Origin of the sequence: Streptomyces sp. ATexAB-D23, from assembly GCF_000373645.1 — a bacterium.
In the GTDB taxonomy this organism is placed as follows: domain Bacteria; phylum Actinomycetota; class Actinomycetes; order Streptomycetales; family Streptomycetaceae; genus Streptomyces; species Streptomyces castrisilvae.
The window spans coordinates 83,494-97,630 of record NZ_KB892079.1 but is presented as its reverse complement, the minus strand read 5'-3'; the positions used below and the strand labels follow the sequence as shown (position 1 = coordinate 97,630).

At 72.0% G+C, this 14,137-nt stretch carries 14 protein-coding genes; 5 read left to right on the top strand and 9 right to left on the bottom strand.

Annotation, left to right across the window (positions count from 1 at the left end; translation table 11 throughout):
• The first annotated feature begins 2 nt into the window (after positions 1 to 2).
• Positions 3 to 1,217 (top strand): acyl-CoA dehydrogenase family protein, encoded by a 1,215-nt coding sequence (locus B082_RS0133180; RefSeq protein ID WP_018556085.1) that lies wholly within the window; start codon positions 3 to 5, stop codon positions 1,215 to 1,217.
• A gap of 74 nt (positions 1,218 to 1,291) precedes the next feature.
• Here the strand turns inward: B082_RS0133180 and B082_RS39675 are convergent, their stop codons facing one another.
• Positions 1,292 to 1,456, bottom strand: coding sequence for a hypothetical protein (locus tag B082_RS39675; RefSeq protein WP_018556084.1), 165 nt, complete (start codon positions 1,454 to 1,456; stop codon positions 1,292 to 1,294).
• A gap of 74 nt (positions 1,457 to 1,530) precedes the next feature.
• Here B082_RS39675 and B082_RS0133170 point away from each other — a divergent pair, with 74 nt between their 5' ends.
• A complete protein-coding gene (locus B082_RS0133170; protein WP_018556083.1) occupies positions 1,531 to 2,418 on the top strand; it encodes a LysR family transcriptional regulator in 888 nt (295 codons plus the stop codon).
• Here the strand turns inward: B082_RS0133170 and B082_RS0133165 are convergent.
• Genes B082_RS0133165 through B082_RS0133155 form a run of 3 tightly spaced genes read right to left on the bottom strand, consistent with a single transcriptional unit; the run spans position 2,408 to position 5,472 of the window.
• Positions 2,408 to 3,001: a TetR/AcrR family transcriptional regulator gene (locus tag B082_RS0133165; RefSeq protein ID WP_018556082.1), complete on the bottom strand. Its 594-nt coding sequence runs from the start codon at positions 2,999 to 3,001 to the stop codon at positions 2,408 to 2,410. The two genes, B082_RS0133170 and B082_RS0133165, sit on opposite strands and share 11 nt — an antisense overlap.
• A 51-nt stretch (positions 3,002 to 3,052) precedes the next feature.
• A complete protein-coding gene (locus B082_RS0133160; RefSeq protein WP_018556081.1) occupies positions 3,053 to 4,711 on the bottom strand; it encodes a class I adenylate-forming enzyme family protein in 1,659 nt (552 codons plus the stop codon).
• On the bottom strand, positions 4,708 to 5,472 hold the full coding sequence (locus B082_RS0133155; protein WP_026250440.1) for an SDR family oxidoreductase: 765 nt from the start codon (positions 5,470 to 5,472) through the stop codon (positions 4,708 to 4,710). Before B082_RS0133155 ends, B082_RS0133160 begins: the two co-directional genes overlap by 4 nt.
• Before the next feature lie 188 nt (positions 5,473 to 5,660).
• Between B082_RS0133155 and B082_RS0133150 the strand changes: the two genes are divergently transcribed.
• Positions 5,661 to 6,950: an exo-beta-N-acetylmuramidase NamZ domain-containing protein gene (locus B082_RS0133150; RefSeq protein WP_037711418.1), complete on the top strand. Its 1,290-nt coding sequence runs from the start codon at positions 5,661 to 5,663 to the stop codon at positions 6,948 to 6,950.
• An 82-nt stretch (positions 6,951 to 7,032) separates the two neighbouring features.
• Here B082_RS0133150 and B082_RS0133145 read toward each other — a convergent pair whose 3' ends face one another.
• Positions 7,033 to 9,867 (bottom strand): penicillin acylase family protein, encoded by a 2,835-nt coding sequence (locus tag B082_RS0133145; RefSeq protein WP_018556078.1) that lies wholly within the window; start codon positions 9,865 to 9,867, stop codon positions 7,033 to 7,035.
• A 229-nt stretch (positions 9,868 to 10,096) separates the two neighbouring features.
• Here B082_RS0133145 and B082_RS0133140 point away from each other — a divergent pair, with 229 nt between their 5' ends.
• Positions 10,097 to 10,708 (top strand): hypothetical protein, encoded by a 612-nt coding sequence (locus tag B082_RS0133140; protein WP_018556077.1) that lies wholly within the window; start codon positions 10,097 to 10,099, stop codon positions 10,706 to 10,708.
• A gap of 16 nt (positions 10,709 to 10,724) precedes the next feature.
• On the opposite strand, the gene soxR is transcribed toward B082_RS0133140, so the two are convergent.
• Complete coding sequence (gene soxR, locus B082_RS0133135; RefSeq protein WP_018556076.1) at positions 10,725 to 11,225, bottom strand: redox-sensitive transcriptional activator SoxR; 501 nt, start codon at positions 11,223 to 11,225, stop codon at positions 10,725 to 10,727.
• Positions 11,226 to 11,355: 130 nt separating this feature from the next.
• Here soxR and B082_RS0133130 point away from each other — a divergent pair, with 130 nt between their 5' ends.
• Positions 11,356 to 11,817 (top strand): MaoC family dehydratase, encoded by a 462-nt coding sequence (locus B082_RS0133130; protein ID WP_018556075.1) that lies wholly within the window; start codon positions 11,356 to 11,358, stop codon positions 11,815 to 11,817.
• Between the two features lie 70 nt (positions 11,818 to 11,887).
• On the opposite strand, the gene B082_RS0133125 is transcribed toward B082_RS0133130, so the two are convergent.
• From B082_RS0133125 to B082_RS0133115, 3 genes are all read right to left on the bottom strand, one after another.
• The gene (locus B082_RS0133125; protein ID WP_018556074.1) at positions 11,888 to 12,511 is read right to left on the bottom strand and encodes a TetR/AcrR family transcriptional regulator; all 624 of its coding nucleotides are present in this window, start codon (positions 12,509 to 12,511) and stop codon (positions 11,888 to 11,890) included.
• A gap of 96 nt (positions 12,512 to 12,607) precedes the next feature.
• Positions 12,608 to 12,898 (bottom strand): YiaA/YiaB family inner membrane protein, encoded by a 291-nt coding sequence (locus B082_RS0133120; RefSeq protein ID WP_037711450.1) that lies wholly within the window; start codon positions 12,896 to 12,898, stop codon positions 12,608 to 12,610.
• 59 nt (positions 12,899 to 12,957) lie between these two features.
• Entirely contained in the window at positions 12,958 to 14,109 is a 1,152-nt protein-coding gene (locus tag B082_RS0133115) for an acyl-CoA dehydrogenase family protein (RefSeq protein ID WP_018556072.1), read from the bottom strand.
• Between the last annotated feature and the right edge of the window lie 28 nt (positions 14,110 to 14,137).

Genomic DNA, 14,137 nt, shown 5'->3' with positions numbered 1-14,137 from the left:
CCATGGACTTCGCATTCGACGCCCGGACCGAGGAGCTGCGCGCCCGGCTGCTCGCCTTCATGGACGAGCACGTCTACCCGGCCGAGGCGGTCGCTGACGAGCAGCGCGCCGAGCTGGCATCGCCGTGGCAGACCCCGCAGGTGGTGGAGGACCTGAAGGCGGAGGCCCGCAGGCAGGGCCTGTGGAACCTCTTCCTGCCGGGCACCGGGCACGGCGCCGGGCTGACCAACCTCCAGTACGCCCCGCTGGCGGAGATCCTGGGCCGCTCCCCGCGCCTGGCGCCGACCGCGACGAACTGCGGCGCGCCGGACACCGGGAACATGGAGGTGCTGGCCGAGTTCGGCACGGACGAGCAGAAGAAGCGGTGGCTGGAACCGCTGCTGGCCGGCGAGATCCGCTCCGCGTTCGCGATGACGGAGCCGGAGGTCGCCTCCTCGGACGCGACCAACATCGAGACCCGGATCACCCGCGACGGCGGTGACTACGTCATCAACGGGCGCAAGTGGTACATCTCCGGGGCGATGAACCCGGACTGCGCGATCTTCATCGTGATGGGCAAGACCGACCCGGACGGCGCGGACATCCGCCGCCAGCAGTCGCAGATCCTCGTCCCCCGCGACACCCCGGGCCTCACAGTGAAGCGCGCCATGCAGGTGTACGGCTACGAGGACCACTGGCACGGCGGCCACGCGGAGGTCGTCTTCGACCACGTGCGGGTGCCGGCGTCGAACCTGATCGGCGAGGAGGGCGGCGGCTTCGCCATCGCCCAGGCCCGGCTGGGCCCCGGCCGCATCCACCACTGCATGCGGCTCATCGGCATGGCGGAGCGCGCGATCGAGCTGATGTGCCGGCGCGCGGTCTCCCGTACCGCCTTCGGCAAGCCGCTCGCCCAGCAGGGCGTCGTGCAGAACTGGATCGCGGACGCCCGGGTCACCGTCGAACAGCTGCGGCTGCTGGTGCTGAAGACGGCCTGGCTGATGGACACGGTCGGCAACCGGGGCGCGCACACCGAGATCCAGTCCATCAAGATCGCCACCCCGCGCGCCGTCGTCGCCATCCTCGACCAGGCGGTGCAGCTGCACGGCGCGGGCGGGGTCGGCCAGGACTTCCCGCTGGCCGAGCTGTGGGCGTCGGCCCGGACGCTGCGCCTGGCGGACGGCCCGGACGAGGTGCACCAGCGGTCGCTGGCCCGGCGGGAGATCAAGCAGTACCTGTAGGGGCCGGGCGGAAGGCGGGGAGGCCCCGGCAGAGGCGGGCCTCCCACCCGAAGGCGAGGGCCGCCCCGGTGTCGTCAATAGCCGCCCGACGGTACGTGATCGGCGAGGGCCAGGTCACGGGCGAAGGCCCGGACCCTGAGCAGCGAGCGGGCGAGGGCGCGGACAGGGCGGGGGCGGCGGGGGCCGTAGGCCGCGGTCCACAGGACGGGGATGCGGGTGGAGCTCTGGATGTGCGCCATGAATCCAGCTTCACCCCGGTCGCGGACCCGGTCCAACAGATGGATTCGCTGATGGCCATCGATAACGTAGATGCATGGAGATACGCCAGCTCCGCCACTTCATGGCGGTGATCACGCACGGCAGCTTCACCGCGGCCGCCCGCGCCGAGCTGATCGTGCAGTCCGCGCTGAGCACGTCCGTCCGCAATCTCGAACGGGAACTGGGCGCCGATCTGTTCGAGCGCACCGGCCGCCGGGTGGTGCTGACGGAGGCGGGGCGGGCGCTGATCCCGTCGGCGCGGACGGTGCTGGCGGGTACGGACGCCGCGCGCGACGCGGTGGCCGCGGTGTCGGGGCTGGCCACCGGGCGGGTACGGATCGGCACGATCCAGACGCTGACCTGCGTGGACCTGGCCGCCGAGCTGGCGGCGTTCCACCGCTTGTGGCCCGGGGTGCAGATCTCGCTGCGGGAGGCGACGACGCCGGAGCTGGTGGCGGGGGTGCGCGCCGGTGAGCTGGACCTCGCCTATCTGGCGCCGGACAACGCCGCACTGCCCGAGGACATCACGGCGTTCGCCTCCTGGCGGGAGGACCTGGTGCTGATCACCGCCCCCGGACACCGGCTGGCGACGGCCGGGCGGGCTCTGATCCGGGATCTCGCCGATGAGCCATTCGTGGACTTCCGGGCGGGCACGGGCCTGGAGACCGCGGTGCGGCGGCTGGCCGCGCACTGCGGTCTGGAGCGCCGGATCACCTGTGACGTCACCCAGATCCGGCTGCTCGTGGACCTCGTGCGGGCGGGCATCGGCGTCGCGATCGTGCCGCGCCGGATCGGCGAGGACGCCGGGCTGCCGTGCGTGGCCGTCCGGCAGCCGGAACCGGGCCGGACGGTGCTGCTGGTGGGCCGGGCGCCCCGGCCGCGCAACCCGGCGGCGAAGGCGCTGCTCGGGCGGCTGACCGCAGGGGGCGTCGCTACGGCCTGAGCGCGCGGAGCAGCAGGTCGGCCAGGTGGTCGGCGACCTCCTGCGGGGTGAGGGGGCCGTCCGGGCGGTACCAGGTCGACAGGTGGTGGACCGAGCCGAAGTGGTAGTCGACGATCAGGTCCGCCGGGGTGGCCGTGGAGAACACACCGCTGCGCTGGCCCTCCTCGACCAGGGCGCGGAAGCGCTCGTGGTAGCGGCGCCGCTCGCCCCGTACCTGCTTGTTCTTCTCCGGGCTCAGGTGGTGCATGGAGCGGAAGAAGATCGACGCGTCGTCCAGGTTCTCGATGGTGGTGACGACCACGTCGGCCGCCGCGTCGCGCAACCGCTGCTCGATGGGCGCCTCGGCGTTCGCGAAGGCGTCCAGGCGCTCCTGCTGGAGGCGCAGCACCCGGGCGTACACCTCCTGGAGCAGGTCCTCCTTGGAGCCGAAGTAGTGGTACAGCGCCCCCTTGGTGACGCCGGCCGCCTCCACGATCTCCTGGACCGATGTGCGGTCGTAGCCCTGCTCGGCGAAGAGCCGGGTGGCGGCGGCCAGCAGCCGCTGGGGGACGGGGGTGCCGCCCCCGTCCGTCTCCTTGGCCATAGCCGCCGCCTTCCTTCCGTTCCGTGGTGGGCCGTGCCCGGTGAGCCGTTTCTAGCGGGGTGAACGCAGTTCCCGCCTGAGGATCTTCCCACTAGCCGTTTTGGGCAGCTCGGCCAGGATCTCGACTTCGCGCGGGTACTTGTACGCGGCGAGCCGTTCCTTGCAGTACGCGCCCAGTTCGGCCGGGCCGGCCGTGGCACCGGGGCGCAGGCTGACGTAGGCGCGGACCGTCTCGCCCCGGTAGGCGTCGGGCACGCCGACGACGGCGGCCTCGCGCACGGCCGGGTGCGTGTAGAGGACGTCCTCGACCTCGCGCGGCCAGACCTTGAACCCGGAGGCGTTGATCATGTCCTTCTTGCGGTCCACGACGTAGAGCCAGCCCTCGCGGTCCATGAAGCCGATGTCCCCGGTGCGCAGCTCCCCGTCGGGGAAGGCGGCGGCGGTGGCCTCGGGCAGCCGCCAGTAGCCGGAGACGACCTGCGGGCCGCGCACCGCGATCTCGCCCTGCTCGCCGAAGGGCACCTCCGCGCCGTTCTCGTCGATGATCCGCACGACGGTGTCCGGTCCCGGCACACCGACCGAGAGGGTTCCGGAGACCGGGTCGACGGGGGCCTCGCGCTCGGGCGGTACGGAGGCGCAGGGGGCGGTGCACTCGGTGAGGCCGTAGCCGTTGTGTATGTACGGGCCGAGGCCCGCCCGGAACTTCTCCACGAGCGCGGGCGGCAGCGGCGCGCCGCCGGAGGAGATGACCCGGAAGGACGCGAAGTGACCGGGTGTGACGCCGGGGGTGGCGGCGAGCGCCATGAAGGCGGTCGAGGGACCGACGGTGTACGCGGGGCGGTGCTCGGCGAAGGCGTCGAGGACGACCCCGGGGTGGAAGCGGTAGGCGAGGACGAGGGTGCCGGCGTTGGTGAGGCAGGCGGCGAGCTGGCAGACCATGCCGGTGATGTGGAAGAGGGGGGCGAGGGCGAAGTAGGCGGCGCCCTCGGGGACGGGGTGGCCGGTGCGCTGACGTTCGGCGTTGACCATGATGTTGCCGTGGGAGTTCATGGCGCCCTTGGGGGTGCCGCTGGTCCCGGAGGTGTAGCTGATCAGCGCCACGTCGGCGGCGGTGAGGTCGCGTCCGGCGGGGGCGGGGATGCCCCGGCGGGCGACGGCGACCAGGTCGTCGGCGTCGGGGGCTGCGGGCAGCCGCTCGAAGTCGAGGACCCGCTCGTCGCTCGAAGTCTGGAGGTCCAGCTCGCACGCGGTGAGGGCGATCCGGACGCCCGGCGCGGCGGCGGCCGTGTCCCGCAGATACGCCTCCCAGGCGCGGTCCGAGCAGATGAGCGCGGCGACCTCGGCGTCCTTGAGCACGTGGCCGACCTCGGCGGACTTGTACATCGGGTTGAGCGGCACGACGGTCGCCCCGGCTTTCCAGGCGCCGAGCAGCGCGAGGACGAACTGCGGGGAGTTCTGGAGCATGATCGCGACCCGGTCGCCGCGCCCGAGTCCCCGGGCGGCGAGGTGGCCGGCCACGGAGTCGGACAGCTCGTCCGTCTCGCGGTAGCCGAGGCGGCCGTCGAAGTAGGCGAGCGCCGGGTGGTCCGGGGTGCGTGCCACCGAGTCGCGGAAGGCGTGCACCAGGGTCTCGGCGGGGTGGACGGGGGCCCGCTGGGCCTCGCTGAGCAGCGTGAGCCAGGGCTTCGCCGCGTAGATCGACTCGCTCATGCGCCGGTCTCCTCCCAGGTGCGCTGAAGGTGGTTCATGCCGCCGAGCCAGCGGTCGGTGTCCTCGGCGCGGGCCCGGTAGTAGCCGGCGACCTCGGGGTGCGGCAGGACGAGGAAGCGGTCGGCGGCCATGGCGTCGAAGAGGGCGTCGGCGACGTCCTCGGGTTCGATGGCACTGGGGGCGAGGACCAGCTCCCCGGCCGATCCGGCGGCCGTGAGCATGTCCGTACGCACGCCCTGCGGGCAGATCGCGTGGACCTTGAGGCCGCGGTGGCGGTAGGTGAGGGAGAGCCACTCGGCGAAGGCGACCGCCCCGTGCTTGGTGACGCTGTACGGCGCGGCGCCGATCATCGTCAGCAGTCCGGCGGCGGACGCGGTGGAGACGAACCGGCCGCTGCCGCGCTCCAGCCAGTCGGGGAGCAGGGCGCGGGCCGCCCGGACGTGGGCCATGACGTTGACGTCCCAGGCCGCCGCCCAGACCTCCTCGTCGGCGAGCGGGTCGCCCGGCGAGGCGAGGCCCGCGTTGGCGCAGTAGATGTCGATGGTGCCGTCCAGCGCGTCCCGGGCCGCGTCCACGATCCGTGAGGCGTCCCCGGCGACGGCGACGGCTCCGGTCTCCTCGGCGAGCGCCGCGATCCGGGACCCGTCCAGGTCGTTGACGACGACCCGTGCGCCCTCGGCGGCGAATCTGCGGGCGAGCGCGGCGCCGATGCCGCCTCCGGCCCCGGTGACCACTACGCCCGCGCCCTGCACCGTACTCATCGCTCACGCCTCTCTCAGCCGACGACTGCACCGGCAGACTAACCAGTCGGTATGTCGTCGGGGAAGGGGTGGGCCCCACCTCATGGGTCACTCGGGTCACAGTGGCCCCGTCCGACACGTTCCCCGTGGCCCGTCCGCGCGCTAGCGTGCGTGACCATGACAGACGTCGCGATCATGGAGGTAGCCGAATGAGCCTGTCCAGGCGTGGTTTGCTGGCCGCCGGCGGTGCGGTGGGGGCCCTCGCGGCGACAGCCGCTTCGGCCGCGCCCGCGGCCGCCGGTCCGTCGCACGGCAAGGGCCACGGTCACGGGAACGGCAACGGGCGGCCCCGGGTCCGTACCGGATTCGACCGGCTGGCGGCGGACGGTTACGCGCTGCTGAAGGGGCAGCGGGTCGGCGTCGTCACCAATCCGACCGGGATCACTTCCGATGTCCGGCACATCGTGGACGTCATGCACCCGGACCGCCGGGTGAACCTGACCGCCGTCTTCGGCCCCGAGCACGGCTTCCGGGGGACCGCGCAGGCGGGCGGCTCGGAGGGGCGGTACGACGACCCCGCGACCGGGCTCCCGGTCTACGACACGTACCTGAAGAACGGCCAGGATCTCGCCGACGTCTTCACCGCGTCCGGCGTGGACACGGTCGTCTTCGACATCCAGGACGCCGGCGCCCGCTTCTACACGTACATCTGGACGCTGTACGACTGCATGGAGGCGGCCGCCCTCGCGGGCAAGAAGTTCGTCGTGCTGGACCGCCCGAACCCGGTGACCGGGCGGGCCGCGCTCGGGCCCGTCCTCGACCCGGCGTTCGGGACGTTCGTGGGCCGCCGGGAGATCTCCCAGGCGCACGGCATGACGGTCACCGAACTGGCGCTGCTGTTCAACGGGGAGTTCCTGGCCGACCGCCCGGCGGACCTGGAGATCGTGAAGATGTCGGGGTGGTCGCGCTCCGACTTCTTCGACGACACGGGCCTGCCGTGGGTGCAGCCGAGCCCCAACATGCCGACGCCCGCCACGGCGCTCGTCTACTCGGGCACCTGCCTGTTCGAGGGGACGAACCTCTCCGAGGGGCGCGGCACGACCCAGCCGTTCGAGCTGCTGGGCGCGGAGGGCATCGACCACACCTGGGCCGCCGCCGCGAACGCGCTGGACCTGCCGGGCGTGGCGTTCCGCGAGGCGTACTTCGCGCCGACGTTCTCGAAGTTCGAGGGTGTGACGGTCGGCGGGGTGCAGGTGCACGTCCTGGACCGCGAGGTATTCGACCCGGTGCGCACGGGGATCGCGCTGCTGATCACCGCGAAGCGTACGTGGAGCGGGTTCGAGTGGCGGTCGGACAACTGGATCGACAAACTCACCGGCAACACGCGTGTCCGCACGATGATCGACGCGGGGGCGGATGTGGACGAGGTGGTGGGCGCGTGGGCCGCTGACCTCGCGGCGTTCCGGGCCGTGCGGAAGCGGTACTTGCAGTACCGGTGAGGTGTCGCCGGGCGGGCCCGTCGGATGCGGGCCCGCCCGGCCCGGAAGCTGTCCTCGATCGCCGGACGGGGCTCTGCGGCCGTCAGCGGTGGGACGGGAATTCCACCACCTGCTGGTAGGTCGGGCGGTTCTGCCAGTGGATGGCCTTCTGCTCGATGCCGCCCAGCGCCCGGTGGATGATCGAGTCCGTGCACCACTGCTCGCCGGCCTTGCAGTTGTCGTCCGCCGGGTAGACCTCGGCGGCCGGCACCGCCGCCGCCTCCTTCAGCGAGGACAGCAGCGCCGTACGGCAGGCGCTCAGGTCGCCGTTGCCGCAGTAGGACTTGGCGAGCGGACCCTCGACCGGCCGGCCCAGCACCTGGCGCAGGTCCTTGTCGGCGAAGCCCCACCAGCCGTACTGGAAGGCCGAACCGCTGTGCGCCCCGCTGGGTCCGTGGCTGGCGGCCGGGGACTCGTCGGTGGCGAGGTTCGCGGTCAGCGCCCCGTACAGGTCGTCACCGAGCCCCGGCCGGAACTCCGCGTCGATCAGCTTCGGCCACCACGCGTCCATGATCCGTACCGCGTCGGCGTGGGTGTACGTGTGCGAGCCGGGGCTGCTCTCCTTGCGCTGGGCGCCCGACGCCCGCCAGGAGTCCAGCTGCTGGACCACCGCGTTCAGGTCCGGGTCGGTGACCGGCTGGGAGCGGATCACCTTCAGCAGCTCGGGCAGCAGCTGCTCCCCGCGCAGGTCGGTGAGGGCCGCGTCCGCCATCGCCCGGGTGAGCGAGGCGCGGGTCACGCCGCCCTCGTCGACCAGCTTCGAGACCCGGTCGTCGAGCAGGTCGCCCCGGTGCACCGCGCTGAGCCCGAAGCCCGCGGCGGCGTACCCCTCGGCCTGCTTGTTGTTCCAGGAGATGTAGTAGTCCTGGCCGCTGGAGTGCGGGTGCTCGGCGAACGGGGTGTAGGCGGCGGTGTTGGCCGCCGGGTCGTAGTCCTGCCACTCGTACGCCTGCTCGGCCCTGATGGGCAGCGCAGGGTCGACGCCGGGGGCGCGCACCGGGTTCATGCCGCTGTTGTAGTAGGCGGCGGTGCGGGAGTCGGCGTAGAACCAGTTGAAGGCGTAGTCGATGTTGCTCGCCGCCTGCTGGAAGGAGGCGGCGTCGGTGACGTACGACGGGTCGTTGAGCATCTGGAAGCCGATGATCGAGTCGGCCTCGTGCCGGTAGGTGGTGCGCAGCGAGGTGTACGCGACGGGCTTGCCGTCCACCGTGGCGCGGTGGGTGACGATGCCGTAGCCGGTGCGCCACACCTGCATCCGGTAGGAGCCCTTGGCGGTGGAGTCGGCGACGGTCGGCTTCCAGGAGTTGACGCGCTCCATCTTCTCCATCGCGGTGCAGGTGCCCCGGTAGAGGTAGTGCGTGGAGTCCTTGGTGGGCGTCGAGCCGTCGGGCTCGCACAGGTCGACGGCGTAGGTGTCGGTGATGTCCTGGCCGGCCGAGGTGGCGCTCCAGGCGTAGTCCTGGCCGCGGCCCATCTGGATGTACATGCCGACGCCGGCGAAGGAGACGCCGCGGGCGCTGATGCCGGGGCCCTGGAGCTCCTGGAGCATCATCAGCTGCGGGGCGAAGTAGCCGGTCTGCGGCCCGAACACGGCGATGGGGTTTCCGCTCGCCGTGCTCTTGCCGGAGACCACCAGGGCGTTGGACATGCCGCGCTTCTGGGCGCCGGAGCCGGGCAGGGAGCCCTCCGGGATGACGCCGTCGTCGAAGATGCCCTGAGCCTTCTTGAGATCGGCGGGGGCCTTGACGGGCGCCTTCACGCCGGTGCCGGCCGAGCCGGTGCGGTCGTAGATCAAGGGTTCGGCGGTGACGGAGCCGGGGTCCGGGAGAGCGGTGCCGACGGCGTTGTCGGGCTTGTTCGCGTACGGGAAGGAGGTGCCGTCGTGGATGGTGAGGACGGCCTCGGGGTCGTTGCGCTGGCGGAACGACTCCCAGACCTCGGTGCCCTCGGCCACTCCGTACTTCTGCTGCGCGGACAGCAGGGACAGCGCCGCCTGCACCTCGCCGCCGCCCCCGCCGCCGAACTGGCCGCCGACGACCGAGGCGATGGAGATCAGGTCGGTCAGCTTGAACGGCTGGATCTCGCCCACGTTGGTGATGGCGTCGATCTTGCCGGTGAGGACGTACTCGCCGGGGAAGTAGCGGCCGTCCTTGGACTTCGTCCGGTAGGCGTTGATGCCGTCCACATACGCCTGGGCGTCCGCCATGGCCTGTTCGCCGCGGGCGCCCTCATGGGTCCTGATGTACTCGACCTGCGCCTCCAGGTCGGCCTCGGTGTACGGGGCCTGCGGCCAGAACTCCTGCTCCAGGCCCTGGTTGGCGAGGGCGCCGCCGGCGAACGAGGTCAGCTCACCGCGCCCGATGTGCCGGAAGAGGTCCATCAGCCAGAGCCGGTCCTGCCCGGCGGCATATCCGGCGCCGAACTCGGTGCCGTAGCGGGTGGTGCCCTTGATGTGCGGGACGCCGGACGACTTGTCACGGGTGATGGTGACGTCGTCGCGGGGCGAGGTGACGGACTCGACCTGGTCGCCCGGGACGCCGAAGGAGGCGTCGTTGAAGAATTCCGTCAGCTTCTGGTCGGTGAGGCCGGTGTGTCCGGCGACCAGACCGTTGTAACGGTCGAGCTGGTCGTCGCTGTGCGCGGGATGGGTACCGAACGCCTTGTTGCCGAGGATCTCGACGAGGGTGGCGTTGCCGTTCTCGCCGGGCGGCAGGATGTCGTCGCACTGGCCCTGGCAGTAGTCGGGGACGGGGTCCGCCTCCGCGGCGCCCGCGTGCGGAGCGGCGGCGAGCAGGGACGTGCCGAGGGCGAGAGCGGCGGCGAACGCGGCGGCTCTGGTGGTGCCGGTGCGGGCGGTGATACGGGTGCGTGGGGGCATGCGTACTCCTCCGAGAGGCCGATGCGCCGCAGGTTACCGACGGTATGACCGACCGGTAAGGTGAACATCGGTCACCTTTTCCGAATCGCCACATGCCGGCGGGTCCTGTGCCGCCGTCTCACCCATCGGACTCCGCACCCTTGGATGGAGCCGATCCGGGCAGTTGTACGTCCATCCCCTGACGCCGAAGTACGGGCGACGGAGTACGAGCGACGGAGGTGGCGGCTCAATGGCCGGTTTCCGGAGTCTGGCGAGACAGGTCCGCGATCCGCGGAGCGATCTGGCACTGCGGCGGTACTCGCTGCGCAAGTGCCTGGAGCGCTTCGCCCCATACGGGCACCGGGCGACCTGGGACCATCTGTGCGCACGGCACGGCATAGCCCCCGAGGACCGGGCACCCGACCCGGTGCGGCTGATGCGGGCACTGGACGAGCTGGAGCGGGCCCGCACGGTCTGGCTCGGTTACGAGGCGGGGTTCGCCGAGCGCCGCAGGCGGGAGAAGCACCGGGGGCTGCGCCGGCCCGGCGCGTTCGACGACTGGCACCGGCGCACCTGGGGCGGCAACGGCGTGGCGCGCTGCGACGATCCGGCGGTGCACCCGTCGGCGCCGCTCGCCGAGGTGCTGGCCCGGCTGATCTCGGCCCTGGAGGCGGAGCCGGGCACCGGCTGCCCGGTGTGCGCCCAGCCCCGGATCACCTGGCGGCACGACCTGGACAGCGAGCCGTGGTCCGGGCCGGTGTGCACGGGGTGCGGGATCGTGGTGCCGCAGCCGGTGCTCACCCCGGCGGCGCTGGCGAGGGCCCGGCGGACCCGGGCCGGCGACCTGGCGCCGGCGGCCTGAGAACCGGAGCGGCCCGTCAGCCGCGGGCCGTTCGGCACCCGGCGTCGGCACGGTCCGCCGACTTGCGCTCGGGCATCAGGCGCGAGCCGCTTATCCGCTCGCCGCTGACGTCGTCCGGGTTGGACAGGACGCAGGTCTCCAGCGAGAGGCAGCCGCAGCCGATGCAGTCGGTGAGGTGGTCGCGCAGCCGGGCCAGCTGCTGGATGCGCTCGTCCAGCTCGGAGCGCCAGGCGCGGGAGAGCCTCGCCCAGTCCTCGCGGTTCGGGGTGCGCTCCTCGGGCAGCTCGGCCAGCGCCTCGCGGATGGTGGCCAGCGGGATGCCGACCCGCTGGGCGGCGCGGACGAAGGCGACCCGGCGCAGGGCGTCCCTGCTGTAGCGGCGCTGGTTGCCGCTGGTGCGGCGGCTGCTGATCAGGCCCTTGGCCTCGTAGAAGTGCAGGGCCGACACGGCGGCGCCGCTGCGTGCGGAGAGCTGGCCGACCGTGAGTTCATGGAGTGTCTGCGGGATCTGGGGCACCCGGACAAGCCTACGTGGCCCGCCTCCGCCGGTCCGTCGTTGACAGGAACGCACCCGCCCAGCATGCTGAGCAAGCGCTTAGAAAGCGCTGACGCATGGACGGCAGAGCGGGAAGGCAGGGACCAGGGACATGGCTGAGCCGAGGATCTTCACGTCCGCGCAGGAGCTGCGCGACGGGGTGGGCGAGCAGCTGGGGCACAGCGACTGGCTGGAGGTCGACCAGAAGCGGATCGACCTGTTCGCCGACGCCACCGGTGACCACCAGTGGATCCACGTGGACCCGGAGCGCGCCGCGACCGGCCCGTTCGGCACGACCATCGCGCACGGCTACCTGACGCTCTCCCTGCTTCCGGCGCTCGTTCCGCAGGTGATGCGGGTCGACGACGTGAAGATGGGCATCAACTACGGCACCAACAAGGTCCGCTTCCCCTCCCCCGTGCCGGTGGGTTCGCGGCTGCGGGCGACGGCCGTCCTGAGGAGCGTCGAGGAGGCGGGCGGCGGCGTGCAGGTCACCGCCGTCGTGACCGTCGAGCGCGAGGGCGGCGACAAGCCGGCCTGCGTCGCCGAGTCGGTGTCCCGCTACTACTTCTGAGCCGCGCCCCGGTACGCGAACGCCCCCGGCCCGCAGTGGGCCGGGGGCGCGCCGTTCTCCACGTCCGCGCTCAGCGTCCGGCGGCGACCATCCGCAGGACGAGGCCCGCGTAGAGCTCTCCGACCTCGTCCGGTGTCCGGCTGCCCTGGGCGTTGAACCACCGCGCCACGTCGATGCAGAGCGAGAGCACCGCGAGCGTGGTCCCCGGCACGTCCGGGACGTCGAACTCGCCGGATTCGACACCCTCGCCGATGATCCGGCGCACCACCGCGTCGCTCCTGCGGCGCAGCGCGATGATCTCGGCGCGGTGTTCCTCGCCGAGCGCGTCGAGCTCGTACTGGACCACGCGGGCGGTGGTGTGCCGCTCGGCGTGCCAGCGGACGAAGGAGCGGACGGCGGAGGCGAGCCGCTCGGCGGCCGTGCCCCCGCTGTCCGCGGCGGACTCCAGCACGGCCAGGGCCCGGTCGTGGCCTATCCGGCTGATCCGGTGGAGCAGCTCTTCCTTCGTCTTGTAGTGGATGTAGAGCGCGGCGGGGCTCATGCCGGCGCGGCCCGCGATGTCCCGGGTGGTGGTCGCGTGGTACCCGCGCTCGGCGAAGGCGTCGACGGCGGCGACGAGGAGCCGCCGGGCGGCCTCGGGCGTCACCTCGGCCCACGGCGGGTCCTCGGCGTCGGTCTCCTGCGCCGTGCTCATCGTCGCTCGCCCCTCTCAGTCAACAGGACGAACACCATACCGCGATCCTGAGCAAGCGCTTAGGCGCAGCCGCGGGCTGAGATCGCCGAGGCCCCGTCAGAGCTTCTGGAACGGGTCGTGCTCGGCGAGGATCTTCTCCAGGCGGGCCTGGTCGACCCGGCTGACCAGCTGACCCGCCTCCTGCCGGTCCCTGATGACCTTGGCCAGGGTGAAGGCGGACGTGACGAGGTAGAGGACGCCGATGGCGAGGAAACCGCGCACCCAGGCATCGGCGTCGAGGAAGTAGATTCCGAGGGTCACCGCACCCATCGCGATCCCGAAGGACGCGACGGCCTGACCGTAGTAGGCGGCGGTGTTCTGCTGTCTGACCGGTGTCGTCTCACTCATGCCGCCCAGCATCCGGCGGCGTGTCCCACGCCACATCCGTGCGGATACTCAGATCGTACTCAGAACGCGGAGACCCCTGTCAGGGCCCGGCCGATGATCAGCTTCTGGATCTGGCTGGTGCCCTCGTAGAGCGTCATCACCCGGGCGTCCCGCAGCAGCTTGCCGACCGGGTACTCGTCGATGTAGCCGTAGCCGCCGAACACCTGGAGGGCGTTGTTGGCGGCTCGGACGGCGGCCTCGGAGGCGAACAGCTTCGCCCGGGACGCGGCGGTGGCGAAGTCCTGGCCCCGGTCGACGAGGTCGGCGACCCGCCAGGTCAGCAGGCGCGCGGCCTCGACGTCCACGGAGATGTCACTGATGAGTTCCTGGACGAGCTGGTAGCCGGCGATGGGCCTGCCGAACTGCTCGCGCTCACCGGCGTAGCCGACGGCCGCGTCCAGGGCGGCCCGCGCGATGCCGACACAGCCGGCCGCCACCGACATCCGCCCCTTGGCCAGGGCGGACATGGCGATGGAGAAGCCCTTGCCCTCGGGGCCCATGAGGGCGGCGGCGGGGACGCGGACGTCCTCCAGCACCAGTTCCGCGGTGGCCTGGCCGCGCAGGCCGAGCTTGCCGTGGATGGTGCGGCGGGTGAGGCCGGGGGTGTCCGTGGGGACGAGGAACGCGGAGATGCCCTTGTGGCCGGGGGTGTCGTTGGTGCGGGCGAAGAGCAGCACCATGTCGGCCCAGGTGCCGTTGGTGATGAACATCTTGCTGCCGTTGATGACGTAGTCCGCGCCGTCCCGTACGGCCCGGGTCGTCAGACTGCCCGCGTCCGAGCCGGTGCCGGGCTCGGTCAGGCCGAAGCAGCCGATGGCGTCCCCCGAGGTCAGTCGGGGCAGCCACTGCCGCTTCTGCTCCTCGTCGCCCCAGGCCGCGACGGTCTTGGCGACCAGGCCGAGGGAGACCGAGACGATGCCGCGCACCGAGGAGTCGCCCCGGCCCAGCTCCTCGGTCACCAGACAGTACGCGAGGTGGTCGCCGCCCGAGCCGCCGTACTCCTCGGGGACGGTCAGGCCGAGGAAGCCGAGGGCGCCGAGCTTCTTCACAATCGACTTGTCGACGTTCTCGGACCGGTCCCACTCGACGGCGTACGGGGCGACGTCGCGGGCGACGAAGTCCTCGGCGAGCCGGCGGACGGCCTCCTGCTCCTCGCTGAGCTCCAGATTCATCGGCCGCACCCTCTTCGAAATTAGCACT

Coding starts and splice junctions, on each gene's coding strand:
- B082_RS0133180 (WP_018556085.1), top strand. CDS start 3: ATGGACTTCGCATTCGACGCCCGGACCGAGGAGCTGCGCGCCCGGCTG.
- B082_RS39675 (WP_018556084.1), bottom strand. CDS start 1,456: ATGGCGCACATCCAGAGCTCCACCCGCATCCCCGTCCTGTGGACCGCG.
- B082_RS0133170 (WP_018556083.1), top strand. CDS start 1,531: ATGGAGATACGCCAGCTCCGCCACTTCATGGCGGTGATCACGCACGGC.
- B082_RS0133165 (WP_018556082.1), bottom strand. CDS start 3,001: ATGGCCAAGGAGACGGACGGGGGCGGCACCCCCGTCCCCCAGCGGCTG.
- B082_RS0133160 (WP_018556081.1), bottom strand. CDS start 4,711: ATGAGCGAGTCGATCTACGCGGCGAAGCCCTGGCTCACGCTGCTCAGC.
- B082_RS0133155 (WP_026250440.1), bottom strand. CDS start 5,472: ATGAGTACGGTGCAGGGCGCGGGCGTAGTGGTCACCGGGGCCGGAGGC.
- B082_RS0133150 (WP_037711418.1), top strand. CDS start 5,661: ATGAGCCTGTCCAGGCGTGGTTTGCTGGCCGCCGGCGGTGCGGTGGGG.
- B082_RS0133145 (WP_018556078.1), bottom strand. CDS start 9,867: ATGCCCCCACGCACCCGTATCACCGCCCGCACCGGCACCACCAGAGCC.
- B082_RS0133140 (WP_018556077.1), top strand. CDS start 10,097: ATGGCCGGTTTCCGGAGTCTGGCGAGACAGGTCCGCGATCCGCGGAGC.
- B082_RS0133130 (WP_018556075.1), top strand. CDS start 11,356: ATGGCTGAGCCGAGGATCTTCACGTCCGCGCAGGAGCTGCGCGACGGG.
- B082_RS0133125 (WP_018556074.1), bottom strand. CDS start 12,511: ATGAGCACGGCGCAGGAGACCGACGCCGAGGACCCGCCGTGGGCCGAG.
- B082_RS0133120 (WP_037711450.1), bottom strand. CDS start 12,898: ATGAGTGAGACGACACCGGTCAGACAGCAGAACACCGCCGCCTACTAC.
- B082_RS0133115 (WP_018556072.1), bottom strand. CDS start 14,109: ATGAATCTGGAGCTCAGCGAGGAGCAGGAGGCCGTCCGCCGGCTCGCC.